Source organism: Streptacidiphilus fuscans (assembly GCF_015690355.1).
GTDB classification, from domain to species: Bacteria; Actinomycetota; Actinomycetes; order Streptomycetales; family Streptomycetaceae; genus Streptacidiphilus; species Streptacidiphilus fuscans.
On the sequence record NZ_JADPRT010000017.1, the window covers coordinates 1 to 15,924 of the forward strand.

Annotated in this window: 13 protein-coding genes and 3 pseudogenes; 5 read left to right on the forward strand and 11 right to left on the reverse strand. The window is 65.5% G+C overall.

Going from position 1 to position 15,924, the window contains the following annotated elements; translation table 11 throughout:
- Window positions 1-265: 265 nt before the first annotated feature.
- From I2501_RS31265 to I2501_RS31285, 5 genes and pseudogenes are all read right to left on the reverse strand, one after another.
- A complete protein-coding gene (locus I2501_RS31265; RefSeq protein ID WP_196197690.1) occupies window positions 266-1,102 on the reverse strand; it encodes an 8-oxoguanine DNA glycosylase OGG fold protein in 837 nt (278 codons plus the stop codon).
- A 386-nt stretch (window positions 1,103-1,488) separates the two neighbouring features.
- A pseudogene (locus I2501_RS31270) lies at window positions 1,489-1,872 on the reverse strand (hypothetical protein).
- The gene (locus tag I2501_RS31275; protein WP_196197691.1) at window positions 1,865-2,110 is read right to left on the reverse strand and encodes a hypothetical protein; all 246 of its coding nucleotides are present in this window, start codon (window positions 2,108-2,110) and stop codon (window positions 1,865-1,867) included. Before I2501_RS31275 ends, I2501_RS31270 begins: the two are co-directional and overlap by 8 nt.
- A gap of 557 nt (window positions 2,111-2,667) precedes the next feature.
- A complete protein-coding gene (locus I2501_RS31280) occupies window positions 2,668-3,573 on the reverse strand; it encodes a hypothetical protein (protein ID WP_196197692.1) in 906 nt (301 codons plus the stop codon).
- Window positions 3,570-3,980: a hypothetical protein gene (locus tag I2501_RS31285; protein WP_196197693.1), complete on the reverse strand. Its 411-nt coding sequence runs from the start codon at window positions 3,978-3,980 to the stop codon at window positions 3,570-3,572. The genes I2501_RS31280 and I2501_RS31285 overlap by 4 nt, the downstream gene beginning before the upstream one ends.
- Before the next feature lie 362 nt (window positions 3,981-4,342).
- On the opposite strand from I2501_RS31285, the gene I2501_RS31290 reads away from it, so the two are divergent.
- Window positions 4,343-7,435, forward strand: a complete 3,093-nt coding sequence (locus I2501_RS31290; RefSeq protein ID WP_196197694.1) for a CHAT domain-containing protein — start codon at window positions 4,343-4,345, stop codon at window positions 7,433-7,435.
- A gap of 377 nt (window positions 7,436-7,812) precedes the next feature.
- Here I2501_RS31290 and I2501_RS31295 read toward each other — a convergent pair whose 3' ends face one another.
- Window positions 7,813-8,103 (reverse strand): hypothetical protein, encoded by a 291-nt coding sequence (locus tag I2501_RS31295; protein WP_196197695.1) that lies wholly within the window; start codon window positions 8,101-8,103, stop codon window positions 7,813-7,815.
- Window positions 8,104-8,468: 365 nt separating this feature from the next.
- A complete protein-coding gene (locus I2501_RS31300) occupies window positions 8,469-9,110 on the reverse strand; it encodes an integrase core domain-containing protein (RefSeq protein WP_328806777.1) in 642 nt (213 codons plus the stop codon).
- A gap of 800 nt (window positions 9,111-9,910) precedes the next feature.
- Between I2501_RS31300 and I2501_RS31305 the strand changes: the two genes are divergently transcribed.
- Together I2501_RS31305 and I2501_RS31310 are read left to right on the forward strand one after the other, a co-directional pair.
- The gene (locus I2501_RS31305; protein ID WP_196197696.1) at window positions 9,911-11,053 is read left to right on the forward strand and encodes a helix-turn-helix domain-containing protein; all 1,143 of its coding nucleotides are present in this window, start codon (window positions 9,911-9,913) and stop codon (window positions 11,051-11,053) included.
- Window positions 11,050-11,589: a hypothetical protein gene (locus I2501_RS31310; RefSeq protein ID WP_196197697.1), complete on the forward strand. Its 540-nt coding sequence runs from the start codon at window positions 11,050-11,052 to the stop codon at window positions 11,587-11,589. Before I2501_RS31305 ends, I2501_RS31310 begins: the two co-directional genes overlap by 4 nt.
- A gap of 322 nt (window positions 11,590-11,911) precedes the next feature.
- Here I2501_RS31310 and I2501_RS40995 read toward each other — a convergent pair whose 3' ends face one another.
- Window positions 11,912-12,121: an integrase core domain-containing protein gene (locus I2501_RS40995; protein WP_408022806.1), complete on the reverse strand. Its 210-nt coding sequence runs from the start codon at window positions 12,119-12,121 to the stop codon at window positions 11,912-11,914.
- On the opposite strand from I2501_RS40995, the gene I2501_RS41000 reads away from it, so the two are divergent.
- Window positions 12,074-12,406: a hypothetical protein gene (locus I2501_RS41000; protein WP_408022810.1), complete on the forward strand. Its 333-nt coding sequence runs from the start codon at window positions 12,074-12,076 to the stop codon at window positions 12,404-12,406. The genes I2501_RS40995 and I2501_RS41000 overlap by 48 nt on opposite strands.
- Here I2501_RS41000 and I2501_RS31320 read toward each other — a convergent pair.
- Window positions 12,378-13,473, reverse strand: a pseudogene (locus I2501_RS31320) (integrase core domain-containing protein). The gene I2501_RS41000 and the pseudogene I2501_RS31320 overlap by 29 nt on opposite strands.
- Window positions 13,474-13,540: 67 nt before the next feature.
- Window positions 13,541-13,663 (reverse strand): annotated as a pseudogene (locus I2501_RS40805) (IS630 family transposase); the annotation flags it as partial.
- 254 nt (window positions 13,664-13,917) lie between these two features.
- Here I2501_RS40805 and I2501_RS31325 point away from each other — a divergent pair.
- Window positions 13,918-14,211 (forward strand): ribosomal protein L7/L12, encoded by a 294-nt coding sequence (locus tag I2501_RS31325; protein WP_196197698.1) that lies wholly within the window; start codon window positions 13,918-13,920, stop codon window positions 14,209-14,211.
- A gap of 205 nt (window positions 14,212-14,416) precedes the next feature.
- Here I2501_RS31325 and I2501_RS31330 read toward each other — a convergent pair whose 3' ends face one another.
- Window positions 14,417-15,790, reverse strand: a complete 1,374-nt coding sequence (locus I2501_RS31330) for an AlbA family DNA-binding domain-containing protein (RefSeq protein ID WP_196197699.1) — start codon at window positions 15,788-15,790, stop codon at window positions 14,417-14,419.
- Between the last annotated feature and the right edge of the window lie 134 nt (window positions 15,791-15,924).

Here is a 15,924-nt window from a genome sequence, read left to right on the forward strand (position 1 = left end):
TCAGCCTGCGCTTCTCGGCGACCATCCGCACGGCCCGCTCGATCAGCTCCTCCGGGTACTTCCTCTGCGCTGGCATGAGCGCATCCTTCCAAGCTTCAGCGTTCGATACCGAACCCGGAGCGGTTCATCCCTGAGTCGCAAGATCTAGTCCCTGCGCCGCATCTTTGACGAAGCGCCAAGTGTTGTCGACTACGCGGGGCGGAGTTGCACGCTTGACGGTGCCCATCTGGGTGCAGCTTCGTGCTCCCTGCGGCTTCGCTGCATTTCAACCCTGCCAGGCTCCCTGGAACAGGGCCAGTTCCAGCAGATCGGGGCGCCCGTCCTCGGGCCACCCGGCGACCGCGTCTGCCAACTGGCGTGACGCGGCCGCCATCCATGTGAGGTAGACGCAGTATCGATGCGACGACCACCGTCGGCGGCGGCCATCCTTTCCCCACGCATGGTCAGCGAGGCCGCCGTTGGGGTCCACGCCCAACTCTGCACCCACCGCCCGGGCCTGTCGGCCCAGGGTCCGGGCCAGTGTCGTGTCGAGGATCAGAGCATCCGGGCCCGGTGTCCCTGGAAGCGCACAGTCGGCAAAGTAGAGGAACTTGGTGAAGAACGACGGTCCGAACTGCGTGATCCGCGCTTGATCGAGCACCTGGTAGGCCTGCTCCGGGCGGGACTCGCGCAGCGCCCGCACCGCGTCAGCCAAGGCTTTGTCGAGTCGGGCGGCACTTGGGAGGACATGCTCCCTCAGCAGTGTCGGGCCGGAGCCCGCGCGGGTGCCCCGCTTTCCCCAGCCCCAAACGTAGCAAGCCACGACCAGCTCCTGCCAACGGCCGGACCCGGCGGCGGTACGGGCGGATTCGACGACCTGCTCGCGAGTGACTGACGCTTCGCCAGGGCTACCGCGGTCCGCAAGCGAAGCGGGCCACGGGGCGACGCCAACCCAGCGGTCCGGCCGGTAGATGTTCGTGTGGCCGGCCACGGAATTGCCGTCGGCGTGCTTCCTGCGATGCCACCACTCATCAATGGCCTCAACTGCCGCATCAGGAAGCAGACGCCTGCGCATCTCCGCGTCCACGGCATCGATGCGGGACTGTCGGCCGTCGCCCATCATGCACCCTCCCTCCAGCGATGGACCACGACGACGCCCAGATCACTCATGCTGGGATTCGGTCGACATAGCGAAGGCGCCCTCGCCGCGAAGTCCTTCGCCGGGTTCCTGGACTGCCCTTCCAAACAACTCATCCGTGCAGTTCAGCCGACATATCGGTGCTCGGCTGCGCACCGGGGCCGCCTGAGTGAAGCGCGCCGAGGCCGTGATCGACGTGCGGACGGCGGACGGCTCTCGCCTGCGGGCGCAAGGACCAGGTCGTCGACGACATCCGACGCGAGGAGTCCGCCTACCAGGTCCAGCAGGTCGTGAGTGTCGGACGGCCGGAGACCAACCGGTGCCGGTTCTAGGCAGTCCGAGACCCGACGCCATCAGCGTGGTCACCTCCGTCACGCAGTTGTCGACACGGCCCGCTCGATCGTGTCGAAGATGTCGGCGTCCGTCTCCTGCTGCCACTTCGGCAGGGCAGGCCGGTCGGCGAGATAGCCGGGCTTCGGATTCTCGATGTGCTTGTGGATCTGCGCAATCCAGCACAGCGCGACGAACCGGCCGCGCTGCTCGCGGGACAGCTTCGAGGTGTTGCCGTCGCTGATGGCGATGAAGTCGCGCACGCGCCCGAACACAGCGACGGCTCACGCGCGCTCCCACGCGGGGGTGTCCTCCCACGGCGCGATATAGCCGGGCTTCGGCTCGCCGGGGTAGTGCGCCCGCACGCCGGCGATCCACGCCTCACGGAGAATCTGGCCGTCCGCGGTCGCGTCGTGCCTACGAATCGCCCTGAAGGAGTATATCCCCCGTGTCGTAGACCACGGCACGGAAAGGAGCATCCGCAAGGTCGTCGTCCGGCACGTCGCCCACCCAGATTGCCAGCCGATAGAAGGATTTCGGGTTCGCGCCCAGCTCTTGGAGCATTCGCTTCAGCAGCGCCGGCCCCACCTCTACCAGATTGATCCTGGGGCGGCCGGGCGTGACAGGAAGAACGCCGGTCACCATTTCACCGGCAGTCGTCATGCACATCTCCCAGACCGATCTGCCGCTATCACCTTTGACGCACACCTGAAGCGCGTACGTGCATGTGGCGGCAAATCCCCCAAGCGCCTGCGGAGAGACATCGGGTATCTCATGAGCGACCGAAGCCCGGCGCTCCGTGGCACTTCGATCGCCAGGAGTACGGGTGGGTTCCACGCTGGGCTTGCTGTCCTTTCGGCCACCGAAGCGCAATGCCTTACCCCCTCAGCATGCTGACCACCGTCCAACGGGACGTCCTTGAAAGCAGCGTACTTAACTTGACTGGGGCATGCCGGGATATTCGCCCAAGTTCCCCTTGGAGGGGATGCGCCGCACCTCCGGCTCGCCCAATCCGCATGGCCGTGCTGCGGTTCCGGTGCGTCAGCCGCGAGGCACGGGAACGCCCGCTTCAAACCAGGGGAGCCTGCTCGGACACGCGACCGTGCGCGGCATCGCCGCTGGCCATTGAGGAAGTGGGGCTGCCGGCTGAGCCGCGCGATCAGTTAGCCCCCACAGTCGTAGGCGTTCGGTGCTGGACTCGGAGTGCTCAAACGCGGGGCTCAGAGCGTGGGCTTGATCCGCTCCATGATGTGAGCCCCCAACAGCTTGACCTCGTCCGGGCGTTCCGTCCCGAGCTTCTCTGCAAGATCTGCTAGATGGAGGTCGATGGTGGTATCCAGAAGGTCGGCTAGACGGTCTGCCGTTGGTTTCGCCCGAATACGGCACGCAACGAATGCGGCCGAGGCAACGATTGCCGCAGGCCACCATACCGACGCAACGGCGACATACATCAACCCCCACCCAGCGAGCCGCGCACTTGCGGCGTAGTCAGCTTGGGCCGACGTGATACTGGTCTTGAGCTGATCCGGAACGACGGCATGAAGGCGTGGCCAGACCAGTGGCAGGTCACTGATGCCATACAGATTCTCCGTACGCCGGGCCGTTGCACGGAAGCGCTCCGCGACTCTGGTCGGGCAGGTTGGCATCGCTGGTCCGACTCGATGAAGGCGCCTCCTGAGGAGCCTGATCTTGTCCTCGCTACAGGACGTCCCATAGGCCTCGCCCGCGGAAGCCGTGCCAGCCCGGACTGCTGCCTTCAGACGTTCAGCTGCTCCTTGCCACCGCTTTCGGCGCCACCGCAGCAGCCAGCTTGCAGGCGACCGATCGGCCGGCAGCGTCCAACAGATCTGGACAAGCGCTCCGAGGGTGTCAGCCAGCATCCCGGCGCCAGCGGCGACCAGCGACACGCCGACGCCAATCAGTACTCCGGCAAGAGTCGAGTGGGCCGTCGGCTGAGCGGCAAGAGCGTTCACTCGGGTCGTGAGGTACGAGAGGCTGAGCGCTTCATGCTGCCCGGTCAGCAAGCCGATCGCCGCGATGCTGGTGAAGAAGAGGCCAGGGAGAAGCAGAACCTGCACCCACCGATCGGCGACTTTCGAGCTCAGCACCGCGAGAAAGGCCGTCATCGCGGAAAGACCTCGAACGGCTTCATGCGGCCATCGCTGGCGGCGCAGACGGGGGGCTTGGAGGTCTCCTCGGACAGGACGACGCGAGAGCAGCGCCCCAAGGGGCAAGTCCATCCAACTGTGGTGGGTTTCGCTGTCATGCCCGGCGGCAATACGAACTCCGAGGCAGGGTTGAGGAAGGTGCGGGTGCTCAGACCGCTAAGACCCACGCTCCGCAGCACCCGCTCGATCTCATCGATGAGTTCGGTGATCGCTTCGGGCTGAGGGTCAGTCACACCGCCTAGAGCTTCGAACAATGCGGCCAGGTCAGCGCCTCCGCCCCCAGACTCGATGATCCGCTTCAGATGCGGCGTTCCGCTCAGTTGCTCACACAGGACTGCTATGCGCTCCCACACGGGATGCCCCATGCCGTTTCCCTCCCGGCTGCCCCGATACGTCGGTTGGTCACTCAGGGCGGATCGTACAGACGGATGCCCGATTACTCACCAAAGCTACAACGTCAACTCCGAAGTCCCCTACCATCGGTGGGGGCAGGCACATCAGCGCACCGCGGACATGTGGATCTCGGGGGTCGTGAGCCGTCGCCATGACAAATCATCATCGAAGCAGCGTTCGCGAGCTCTATTCCGCCGGGATGGGCCGGCTTATGGCCTACGAGGAGTCAGGTCGGCTCCAGGACCTCAGGGCCGGGATCGGTCTCCTGGGTACAGCGATGGAGACCTTGGCCCCAGGTGATCCTGCCCGGGGACTGCTGTCGGGGAACTACGCCGTGGCTCTGCAGAACCTGTACGAGGAGACCGGAGACCTCCATGACCTTGAGCAGGCGGTCGCCGCCGCCGGCACCGCCGTCGCCGAGATCCCTGTGACCCACCCGGCTCGAATCACCTTCGTCGGCGGCTATGTCAATGTCCTGCGCAAGTTCTACGAGCAGACAGATCGCGACGCCGCCCTCGACGAGGCACTGGCGATCGGCGAGCAGGCGGCACGGCAGCTTCCGGCTCACCAGGACCCCGCTTTCGCAGGCCTGCTGAACAACCTGGCGCTCGCGCTGCGGTGTGACTTCGAGCGGTCTGGGGATATCGGCGTGTTGCGTCGGTCCGTCGACCACGCACGTACCGCAGTGGCCGTGGCACCGGCAGACGAGCCGGAGTGGGCGGAAGCGCTTCAGTCGTTGGGCACCGTGCTGCAGATCCTTGCCGAGAAGACCGGTGACGAGCGCGTTCTGCGGGAAGCGATAACTTGCGGACGCGAGGCCGTGGCTGCAGCCTACAGCGACTCGCGTCGGGCTGACGCCCTCGGCGACCTGGGAATCGCGTTGCGGATGTCTTTCGAACGCTCCGGTGATCTCGATGAGATCGAGGGGGCTGTTGAGTGCGGCCGTCAAGCAGTGGCCGCGAGCGTCGGTCGCCGCCGCTACCCCACTCTTCTGACCAACCTGAGCACCGCGTTGAATGCTCTGGCCGAACGCACTGGGTCCTTGGAGACGCTCGAAGAAGCAGTCGACACCGCCAGAAAGTCCGTAACTCATGGTTCCCCGGTCCAGACGGACCATGCGGTGTTCCTCCACAACCTGCACAACGCGCTTCTCTCGCGCTATCGGCGCACCGGTGACCTCGCCTCCCTGGAGGAAGCGGTGGCAGCCGGCCGGGAGGCGGTCGCGGCGACACCGCCCCGGCACGCCGACCTCAACAGGTCGAAGAATAATCTCGCTCTCAGCCTGAGGGCGGTCTACGAGCGCACCGGTCAGCGCACCGCGCTCGCGGAAGCCACCAGGCTGGCACGCGAGGTCGTCACGGGCACGGCGGGACAAGCAGGCCACGGTCTTCACCTGTTCAATCTGAGCGGCCTCCTTGGCGAAGTACACAGCGAGGATGGGGACCTCGGCACACTGCAGGAGGCTGTCAGCTTCGCCCGCGCGGCGTCGCAGGCCACACCGCCTGACCATGTTGATCAGGCGCGACGTCTCGGAATGCTGGGCCGACTGCTGCTCCAACTCTTCAAAGCCACAGGGGACCTAGGATCCCTGGAGGAGGCGGCGACCGCACTCCAAGCGGCAGTGCGGGGCACGCCCGACGACCATCCGCGGCGGGCATCGAATCTGTACGACCTGGCCGGAGCGCTCAGGCTCCAAGCCGAGCACGGCAGCTCCAGGGATCTGTTCGAGCAGGCCGACGCCTGCTACCGGGAGGTGGCGGAGCAGGCCGCAACCTCGACACTCAATCGCATCATGGCGTACCGGGAACTGTCTTTGTTGGCCGTGGACACTTGCCGTCCGGCAGAAGCACTTCAAGGCATCGAAGGTGCCGTCGACCTGCTCGAAACGCTGGCACCGGGCACATTGCAACGCGAGGATCGCGAGTTCCAACTGGCTCGGTTGGCCGGCACTATTTCCGGCGACGCCGCCGCGGCGGCCCTCCTCAGTGGTGACCCTGTCAGGGCGATTGAGATTCTTGAGCGCAGTCGCGGGATCCTCACCGCAGACACCGTCGGCGCACGCGGGCCGGACCACTTGAGGCTGCGCGAACACTCCCCCGAACTCGCAAGACGCCTAGACCACATGCGCTCTGTCCTGGATGACTTGGACGGCGCGCAGACGGCCCAGCGCATGGGCGAGGTTTGTCCTGGCCGGCAACGTGATTACGGCATCGCTCAGCAGGTCGCAACTGAGCGGCAGCAGGCCCACGAGCAATGGCTGTGTCTTGTGGCGCAGGCACGAGCCCTACCTGGTTTCCAGAACTATCTCAGGCCGGGGATCAGGGAACTGTCGCAGAGCATCCCCGATGGCGGCGCGGTGGTCTTCATCACGACCAGCAGCATGCGATGCGACGCACTGATCGCCACGGGCGATCCTGAGCAACCGGCGATTGTGGTGCCCCTGGACGGTCTCACCCAGGAGTGCGCCTACGAGAAGGCCAACTCGCTGATCGACGCACGTCTGCTCGCTGCTGACAACCGGCGCGATCCGCTTGACCGTATCGCCGCGCAGCAGGAGATCCTCACAATCCTGACCTGGCTGTGGCACGCCGTCGGCGAACCCGTGCTCACCCGGCTCGGCCACACCGCCACGCCCCAAGATGACCAACACTGGCCACGCATCTGGTGGTGCCCGGTCGGGGGCATGGCTCGGCTTCCGTTCCACGCCGCGGGCGACTACTCGGGAGCCACGGCCGCCCCCGCCGGAATCTCCGTGCTCGACCGTGTTGTCTCTTCGTACACCACCACCCTGCGCGCTCTTGGACACCCCGCTGGGATCCCAGCCGCGCACCGTGATCCGGCGACGGTGATCGTTCCGGTTGCCGACGTGCCCGGCTCCCCGCTCCGCGGCGTTTCCCGCGAGGCACAGTCGTTGTCCGCAGTACTTCCGACCGCACGTGTGCTCGCATCCCCATCTCGGGACGATGTCCTCGATGCGTTGCCGAACCATCAAATCGCCCACTTCGCCTGCCACGGCTACGCAAACATGGCACGCCCCAGCAGGAGTCAGCTCATCCTGACCGATCACGCGACCGCGCCCCTGACAGTTGCAGACATCAGTGGCCTGCAACTCTCCGCCGAGCTGGCGTTTTTGTCGGCGTGTGATACGACGGTCGCGCCTTCCAGGCTGGCCGACGAGGCTGTGCACCTCACCGGGGCCTTCCAACTGGCTGGATTTCGTCAAGTCATAGGCACCTTGTGGGCGGTAGACGACCAAGTCGAGGCGGATCTCGCCATCGACTTCTACCATCGGATCACCAACGGCGGCACGACGGCTCCCGAGACCGCCCGCGCGCCCTACGCGCTCCACAACGCCGTTCGGAGCCTACGTGATCAATATCCGAGGTCGCCGATGCTTTGGGCGGCTCAGATTCACGTTGGTACGTGAAGACAAAACCCTCATGGCGTCAGAAGCCACCGGCCAGCGCAACCTTGTTCGACCTGTGGGCTCTTGGTGGCTAACCTCAACCGTCATGCCGCGAACTGTCGCGAATCTCTGGAACCGGGACAAACCGCAATTCGGGAGGGCACCAAGTGCTGGCCGGCCTGGGAAGACGATCTTTGCGACGCTGTCGCGGCGTTCCTGTGCAGATCGATCGGCGGTCAGCATGTCGTGATCAACCGTGAGGTGGGAATCCGTCGCCCCGGACTCGGCCGTGCTGGCCCGCTCGCTCAGTCTCGATCGACGAACGAGGCGATTCGTGCCTTTGCAGCTCACGGCGTCTTGCAGCGGTCGCGAACCCAACTCCGCTGCAGCGGAGGGGCCTACACTCGAGGCACGATCCCCAGGACGACCTTTCCTTTCGTGGTGTTCAGCTCCTGCAAGAAAGCCTTGGAGATGTCCCCACCGGGCAGCTGTCCCTCCGCGTCCATCCTGACCAAGATCGCCATCATCAGGTCGTTGTCCGGGACCGAGGCAAGAGTCCGGGACACGGTGAGCCCGGCACCTGCGGTGTCGTGCCCCAAGTTGTTCTGTACGTAGTCGGCAATCGCCTGAACCTCATCGGGCCGGGGTGCCTCACCGTTGTGGATCACTATGATCTTGTACACCTTCATCGCATACACCTTTCTGTGGCCAGAATGGGCGAGCAGGTCCACCGTATCGCGACAACCTTGCTACTGGTGGTTCCCAATTGGCCTCAAATCCAAGGCTGTTGGTGAGGGCTCCTGGAAGCAGCCGTGAGTGGCATGGGGACAGTGCCGCGGCAGATCTGACACTTCGCGCCACTGGGACGGCTCGGAGTCGGCGGCATGCGGCGGGTGTGGGTGCCGAAATTCCCGTCCGTGCAGCTCAAGTGGCGTGCCGGTACTCATGGAGGACTCCGCCGAGTCGATCGTGCCGGCGTATGTCCAGGCGTTCGATCTGGTGCGGTTCGAGCCGTGCGGGGAGTTGTGGGTGCCGAAATCCCTGTCCGTGCAGGTCAAGCGGCATGCCGGTACTCGTGCAGGACTCCGCCGAGTCGGTCGCGCCGTCGTATGTCCAGGCGTTCGATCTGGTGCGGTTCGAGCCGTGCGGGGAGGGCTCGCAGGGGTGCGGCGCCAGCCAAGGCCCGGTGGGGTCGGTGCTGGTTGTAGTGCCGCTGGTAGACCCGCAGAACCCGACGCAGGTGGGCCTCGCTCCAAATGAGAGTGCAGTCGAGGAGTTCGGTCCTGAGCGTCCTGACCCAGCGCTCCATAACCGCGTTCATCCGCGGCACCTGCACTCCCGTCAGAACAGCTGCGATGCCCACACTCTGCAGAATCTGGTCCATCAAGGCGGGGTACTTGGCGTCCCGGATCAGGAACCGCACCGTGGCGAGCTGGCCGACGTCCTCCAAATCCATCAGGAGGTTCCGCACCGCCTGAGTGACCCAGGCATGGGTCGGATGGGCGGTAGCGCCGACGATCCGGATACTCCGGCTCGCGTGGTGGATGACGGCAAGGATGTACTGACGCTGCCCGGCGAGAGTGACCGTCTCGATGAAGTCCATCGCCACGATCGCCTCGGCCTGCGAGCGCAAGAAGCCCGGCCACGTGACGCTTGAACGGTTCGGCGCAGGGTCGACGCCCTCGTCCTTGAGCAACTCCCAGACCGTGGACGGCGCCACCCGGATCCCGAGGACGGCAAGCTCGCCATGGATGCGTCGATAGCCCCAGGACGGGTTCTCCCGCGCCAGCCGCAGGACCAGACGGCGAATCGAAGCGACCGTGCGCGGGCGCCCCGGCCGACGGCGGGTGCCTCCCCAAGCGTGACGATGCCTGATCAGGTCACGGTGTCGTGGCCGCTCAACGGGAGCAGGCGCAGGACAGCGAAGGCCTGGGAGACCGCGAGATACGCGAAACGCACGAGCACGAGACGCGATCATGCCGGATCGGAACACTCCGAGCGCAGGATGGTCCTGACCTGCACTGACGCAATAATCGGCACCCACAGGTCGACAAGTGGGAGGACAACCCCATGCGCGGCATCGGCCTGTAAGAGACCGAAGGCACTCGTCATCCTGATGGATGCCCACAGTGGTGCACCACCACCGAGCGGAACGCCACCGGCCGCAGGATCGCCAGGCAGTCCTTCATTGTCCTGGACCAAAGCGCCCATCGCTATCCCCGACGAACCCGGCGAAACGACGCTGACCGTGGCCAACGACACCGACGCCCCACCACCATCACTAGCACGCAGTCGTGCCCGAAGCGTGCCGTGGTCAGACGACGAGGCCCCGCGCCGGATCAACCAGCGTGGGGAAAGAAGGTGCAAAGTGCGCTTCCCTCGCGCCAGCCCCACGGGGCTCATGAGCAGCATGATTCACCCATATGCAGATCATTTGCGCAGGTGAGAGCAACACCGCCTGTTTCGAATTTCGAAAAACTGGGGTATTCTGGGGGCATGCTGCATGAGGACGAAGCCCTCCGAGACCGCGTCCGGACGCTCATGAGCGACGCAGGAATGACCCAGACGCAGCTCGCCGAGACCATCGGAATCACCACATCCAAGCTGTCCAAGTCACTGAGTGGAGATCGTCGCTTCTCCACCTACGAGCTGGCCGCGATCGCTGAACACTTCCTGACGACCGTCGACTACCTTGTCAGCGGCAAGCAGGCGCCAGCCGCGGCCCTAGCGGCCCGCGACGACTCCGGCGCGTCCGAGGCCTGGGAGGTCGCTGTCCAACGCGCCCAGGCCCTGGATGAGACCGAAGCCGCACTGAACGATCTCGGCATCGAGCCGGACCTCAAGGCTCTCGCGCACTGGACGCGCCCAGCCCTCAGTGGGCTCGCCATCGCCGACGGCCCCAAGCTGGCCAACGCCGCCAGGGAACTCATGCCCGACGGCTTCCGCGACGACATGCCCGACGCAATCGAGAGCGCCTTCGGTATCCACGTCGCAGCCGAATCGTTCGGCGTCGGCTTCGACGGACTGTCTTGGCGGACCGACGACTGCCGCATGATCCTCATCAACACCGACGTGGCGTGGAGCCGCCAGCGCTTCACCCTGGCACATGAGCTGGGACACCACCTTGCGGGGGACGTCGACACGGTCGGCCTTGTCACCGACAAGAACGTCATGTCCACCAACCATCGCATCCCAGAGATGCGCGCCAACGCCTTCGCCGCGGCGCTCCTGATGCCTGAGCAGGAGATCAAGGACAAGACCAAGGAAGGAGTCACGCCCTGGGTGTTCTCCAAGCTCGTCGGCTCCTGCTTGGTCTCCTCCGACGCCCTGGCCTGGCGCCTCAAGAGCCTCAAGCTGATCAGCGAGGCCGACCGGTGCAAGCTTTCGCGGATGACTGCCGCCGAGGCAGCGCTTGAGGGCGACTGGACCGATCTCTACCTCCAGCTCGTCAAGCACCAAAGCAGGGAACGCCTCCCGGAGGCGCTCGCCATGCGGTCCCTGCGAGCTTTCGTTGCCGGAGAGATCAGTGCCCAGTGGCCGGCGAGGGTGCTCGACTGCAGCTCTGATCTCCTTCACGAAGCGTTGGACGGGGCAGCGGGTGAGCCTGCGGACGACAGGGAGCCGGTGTTCGTTCCGTGACGATCGTGGTTACCGACGCCTGCTCACTGATCAACTTCGCTGCATCCGACGATATGGCCGTGCTCAAGGTGGGGCTGGAGTACCGAACACCACGCTGCACTCAGGCCGTCCATGCTGAGCTGTTGAAGCATCGCCACAACTTCCCCAAGCTCAAGCCCCTCATCGACGAGGAGTGGCTGGGCGAACCGATCGAGCTCAACCACGCCGGTGACCGGGACAGCATCGGCCGCCTTCGGACCGCCCTCGGTGGTACGCGCGCCGATCAGCTGCTCCACCTTGGAGAAGCAGAGTCGATCCACGCCATCCAGACGCGCACAGAGCTCTCGGGCGGGGTTCTACTCACCGACGACCGGGACGCGCGACGCCTCGCTGGACAGAAGAACATCCTGGTCTGGGACACCACCCGCCTACTCGCCGAGATCCACATCATGGGCGACCTGGAGTGGGAGGAAGCGCAGAACATCCTCGTGCGGATGGATCAGGCGCAGCGAGGTGTTCGTATACCCGCGAACTACCAGGACTTCACGAACGGCTGACCCAGGACTCGAGGCCCCGTCAGCATCCCGGTGGCGGGGGCTTTCGTTGCTCAGCGCTGCCCTCGACCCGCGCTCGATGGCGACGAGCCGAGCCGCCAGTCCGACGGCTTCCGCGACCGGAACGTCTCCCCGGACTCGATGGCGCGCTTGTTCTGCGCGAACGACATCCCACCGCCCTCTGTCCCGCCCGAGCGAGCGCCGCCTGCCAGCTTCGGGCCCTGGCGCTTCGGCTTGGTGGCCTTCTGCGACGGCACCACGGTCCGGGTCGTCACAGACAAGCCAGCGCCCGCCCGACCCGCCTGAACCTGTGGGGCTCGGAAAGTCATCGCCGCAGCTCAAGCCACTTACTGGTACTGGTTGATGACTCCGCCGAGGACACGGGTGCGCAGGAGTCTGCGCGGCGCACCCACGGACCGGTCCGGCGGCTGCGCGGGGCTTCAGGTGGCCGCTGATCTCGCGACCTGTGCGGCCGGTGGGAGTTGTAGTGCTCCTGGTATTCGGCAAGGACGCGTCGGGCGTGGGCCTCGTTCATGACCAGAACGTGGTCGAGCGCCTCCCGTCGGATCGTGCCGATGACGCGCTAACAGTGGGCGTTCATCCGCGGCGCGCGGGGTGCGCTGAGCAGCACGTCCGTGCCCTCGGCCTCGAAGACGGCGTCGAAGGCGTCGGTGTACTTGCTGTCGCGGTCGCGCAGCACGAAGCGGAGCGACTCGACACGTGTGCCGAGGTCGGCGGTGAAGTTGCGGGCCTGCTGGGTCTGCGCCTGCCGATAACCTCATCCATGCAGCTCAAGCAGCATGTCGGTACTCGTGGATGACGCCGCCGAGGAGGTCTCTACGGCGTATGTCCAGGTCGGCGATCTACCCTGGTTCGAGTGGTTCAGGTACAGCGCGCAGTGGTGCCGCTTGGTTCATTGCTTGGTGGGGCCGATGGGCGTTGCGATGCTGCTCGAACTCGTGCGGTGCGCGGCGTAGGTGGCGTTCGTTCCAGATCAGGGTCCGGTCCAGGAGTTCGTGGCGGGCAGGTCTGTACCCATCGCTCCATCAGAGAGTTCATGCGCGGCACTCGAACGCCGGTGAGGACGACCTGGATGCCGGCGTCAGCCAGGATCTGGTCGAACAAGACTGGGAACTTGGCGTCCCGGTCCCGGATCAGGTAACTGACGGTGACTCGGGCGTCCTCCAGGTCCATGACCAGATTTCGGGCGGCCTGGGCAACCCAGCTCGCAGCGGGGTGCGCGGTGGTCCCGAGGATCCGGACGCGACGGGTAGCGTGCTCGATGACGGCCAGGCCGTACTGGCGCTGGCCGGTCAGTGTGACGGTTTCAATGAAGTCGCAGGCAATCAGCGCATCGGCCTGAGCACGGAGGAAGTCCGCCCAGGTGGTGGCGCCGCGGTCCGGCGCTGGGTCGATGCCCTCGGCCTTGAGTACCTCCCAGACCGTCGAGGCGGCGACCTTGATGCCTAGCACAGCGAGCTCGCCGTGGACCCTGCGGTAGCCCCAAGACGGGTTCTCGCGGACCAGGCGCAGGATCACGAACCGGATCGAACGGACCGTCGGCGGACGCCCGGGGCGCTTCGGCCGGCAGGCTCGCGCGTGGCGCCGCCGCATGACATCACGATGCCAGCGCAGCACCGTGTCCGGGCGGACGAGCAACCGCAGCCGACGAAGGAACTCCCGCGGCAGCGGCACCAGCAGAGCAGCTAGAAACACACGATCCTCCGGAGCGAACGTCACCTTGTCCCCTCCGAGCTGCCGTTCAAGGACAGCGATTTGATGGCGCAGAACGAGGATCTCCGCGTCCTTCTCGCGGTCGCTCATAGGTAGCAGTCGCAGGGCTGCGAAAGCGTGGGAAACGGCTAGGCAGGCGAAGCGCAGCAACACAGGTGATCATCTTGCCGCACACGCCAACCAGCCTCCGACCTGGGCGGATGACATTCTCGGCAGGCGCAATGCCCCGCGCGGACAGCAGCACCATCTGGGCGCGCCGCCAGGTCACCGCTGACCCACTGCCCCGACAGATGATCCGCCGCAGCCCCTGGCCCTCTTCGTCGTCGATCTCCCGCACCCGCAGCCGTACTCAGACGGCGCGTCACAACGTGGCGAACGTTGCTTGTTGCGGCACTAGCGTGCCAGGACGGCGGGCTTCCAGCAGGGACCGCCGGGCAGTCGCGGGGACAAGGGCCGCTTCCGGGCAGTTCAGAGCTTCGCAGGTCGGCCCGGATCCGCCCCGGGAACCCTTACAAAGCAGGTGTCGGCTCGATATTTCTGGCACGCGGCGAGACGGCAAAGCTAAAGTCAACGGCTACCCCGGCATTGAGGAGCCCCGTGGCCAGGACGTCGTCTCTACTGATCTGCGACGAGATTCCACTAGATGTCGTGCTGCTCGACCCAGGTCCCAGGCCCCTCGAAGTGGCGAAGGCACTCCGAGGGCTCGTGGGCGGAGGTCTCTGGCGGGCCAAGCAGACGGTTACACAGACACCGCCGGTGCGCCTGGCGGAGAACGTCGGCGATGAAGTGCTCTCCAAGTGGGTTGGTCCTCTGCGCGAAGCGGGCGCGGTGATCGAGGTGCGCACCTGGTGGCGCTACCGACCGGGGCAGACGACCTTGCCGGTCAACTGACCTTCGGCCGGCGCGGATCAGGAGCCGCACCCTGGAGGCCACGAGCCTGGGACCACATTGGGACCACACGCAGTGCACGCAAGCACACAAGCCCAGCTCACTGTCACAGCATCATGAGTGCTTCTCCCCTGCTGAGCTGGGCAAACGCCACACCCCATGATCTGGGGGTCAAGTCCACCAGCGGCACGGGGGTCTCGCCGACGAGTCACCCGGAGTTCGGAACGTTGTGCTGCTCGGCCCATCGCGAAATCTCTGGGGGCAGGCCGCCGCCCCATCCGCTGACACGGATCTCGCCAGCCCCCGTAATCGATGGCACTTCGGGGATGCCGTGGGCCTGCACCAACTCGTCGGCGAGCAGCGCCGCGGCCTGTACCAGGCCGACTCCGCCCTCAGCGAGGTTGTCCAGAAACGTCACGGCCTGGCTGACGGCGTATGCACAGGGTCGCTCGCTCTCCCCAAGTGAGAAACCGTCTGGGTCCATGATTTCCATGCGCAAGGGGAGCATTGGACTCATTGCCGGCTGCGCAGGTCCTCGTGGGTGTGAATGAGGAGCATCGACCACCGAGGCCCGGATGACCGCTGTCCCGATAGCAGCAGCTCGGTCGCGGCTGTGGACACCCAGCAGGTGCAGGCCTGTCAACAACCAGTAGACCAGCGCGCCGGGTCCAACTGAGTTGTATTTGCTGATTCCTTGGGTGCGCTCATGAAAGCGGATGCGAGCGGCGAACGCACCACTACCGTCGCGGTGCAGCTCGCCCCGCTGGAAGACGTAGCCGCCCTCTTGGCCGTCCACAACCACGAGACGACGGGAACCGATCCTCACGTCCCTGTAGTGCTGCTCAGAATCGGCTCCCAGAGATGTCGGCCAGGCCCGCAGATGGTCGCGGTACCTAGCGAACGACTCCTGTGAGAGCAGCATGTCGCCAGGCACTTCCGGAGTGAGGGCGACGATCAGGTGAGGGATGTTGCTGGCGGGCAGTGAGGACAGCAACTCGCGCTCGATCTCTTCCAGGCGCCGCTCGCGGTCCGCCACTGCAGCGAGCCGGCCGTAGTAGGCCGTTGCGACCTCGCTCTCGCTCAACCATCGAGTGCGGCTGCCGGACCGGCGTGGGTAGCGCAGTGCTTGTCCCGTCTCCTTGACTGGTGGGGCGGTCACAGCATGCGGTGCCTGTGGGCTCTTCGGGACTGCGATGATCAGGAACCCTTGGCCAGGGGATGCAGGGTTGTGAACTGAGCGAAGCTGGATGCGGACGGGCGGCGCCGTGCTCGTGGCCGCTACCCCTTCGAGGTGTCGCTTGTGGGCATCGCTGACATCACTGTCCATGACTGCGGATGGAATGCCCTTCGCATCAGCCATCCCAACAAGGATGACCCCACCCAGGTGGTTTGCGAAGCTGACGATGTCCTTTGCGAACTCCTCTTTGCCCTCCGGCCCTTGAGCAAGTAGTTGGCGCTTCCAGTCGAGGTCTTCCGCCTCGGCAGCATCCGGGTTGCCCTCCAGCGATGCGATCTCGTGGTAGGTGACGATGTCGAGGCTCTTGCCGAGGAGGCCCTCGATGCGACGTGAGCGGAAGTCCATGCCTAGAACGGTATTGCCTCCGAGCGCCACGACAACGGCGATGGAACCAACCACCACGAAAGGAGCTGCTTCCGGAATCGGCTGCCCTCGCGATCCAGCGAGGGAGCGCAGTACGTACGAGGGGCCTCTTCACT

What these genes read in the sequence shown, in the direction of transcription:
- I2501_RS31265 (WP_196197690.1), bottom strand. Translation starts at nt 1,102, where the DNA reads ATGATGGGCGACGGCCGACAGTCCCGCATCGATGCCGTGGACGCGGAG.
- I2501_RS31275 (WP_196197691.1), bottom strand. Translation starts at nt 2,110, where the DNA reads ATGACGACTGCCGGTGAAATGGTGACCGGCGTTCTTCCTGTCACGCCC.
- I2501_RS31280 (WP_196197692.1), bottom strand. Translation starts at nt 3,573, where the DNA reads ATGACGGCCTTTCTCGCGGTGCTGAGCTCGAAAGTCGCCGATCGGTGG.
- I2501_RS31285 (WP_196197693.1), bottom strand. Translation starts at nt 3,980, where the DNA reads ATGGGGCATCCCGTGTGGGAGCGCATAGCAGTCCTGTGTGAGCAACTG.
- I2501_RS31295 (WP_196197695.1), bottom strand. Translation starts at nt 8,103, where the DNA reads ATGAAGGTGTACAAGATCATAGTGATCCACAACGGTGAGGCACCCCGG.
- I2501_RS31305 (WP_196197696.1), top strand. Translation starts at nt 9,911, where the DNA reads ATGCTGCATGAGGACGAAGCCCTCCGAGACCGCGTCCGGACGCTCATG.
- I2501_RS40995 (WP_408022806.1), bottom strand. Translation starts at nt 12,121, where the DNA reads ATGAACGAGGCCCACGCCCGACGCGTCCTTGCCGAATACCAGGAGCAC.
- I2501_RS31330 (WP_196197699.1), bottom strand. Translation starts at nt 15,790, where the DNA reads ATGGACTTCCGCTCACGTCGCATCGAGGGCCTCCTCGGCAAGAGCCTC.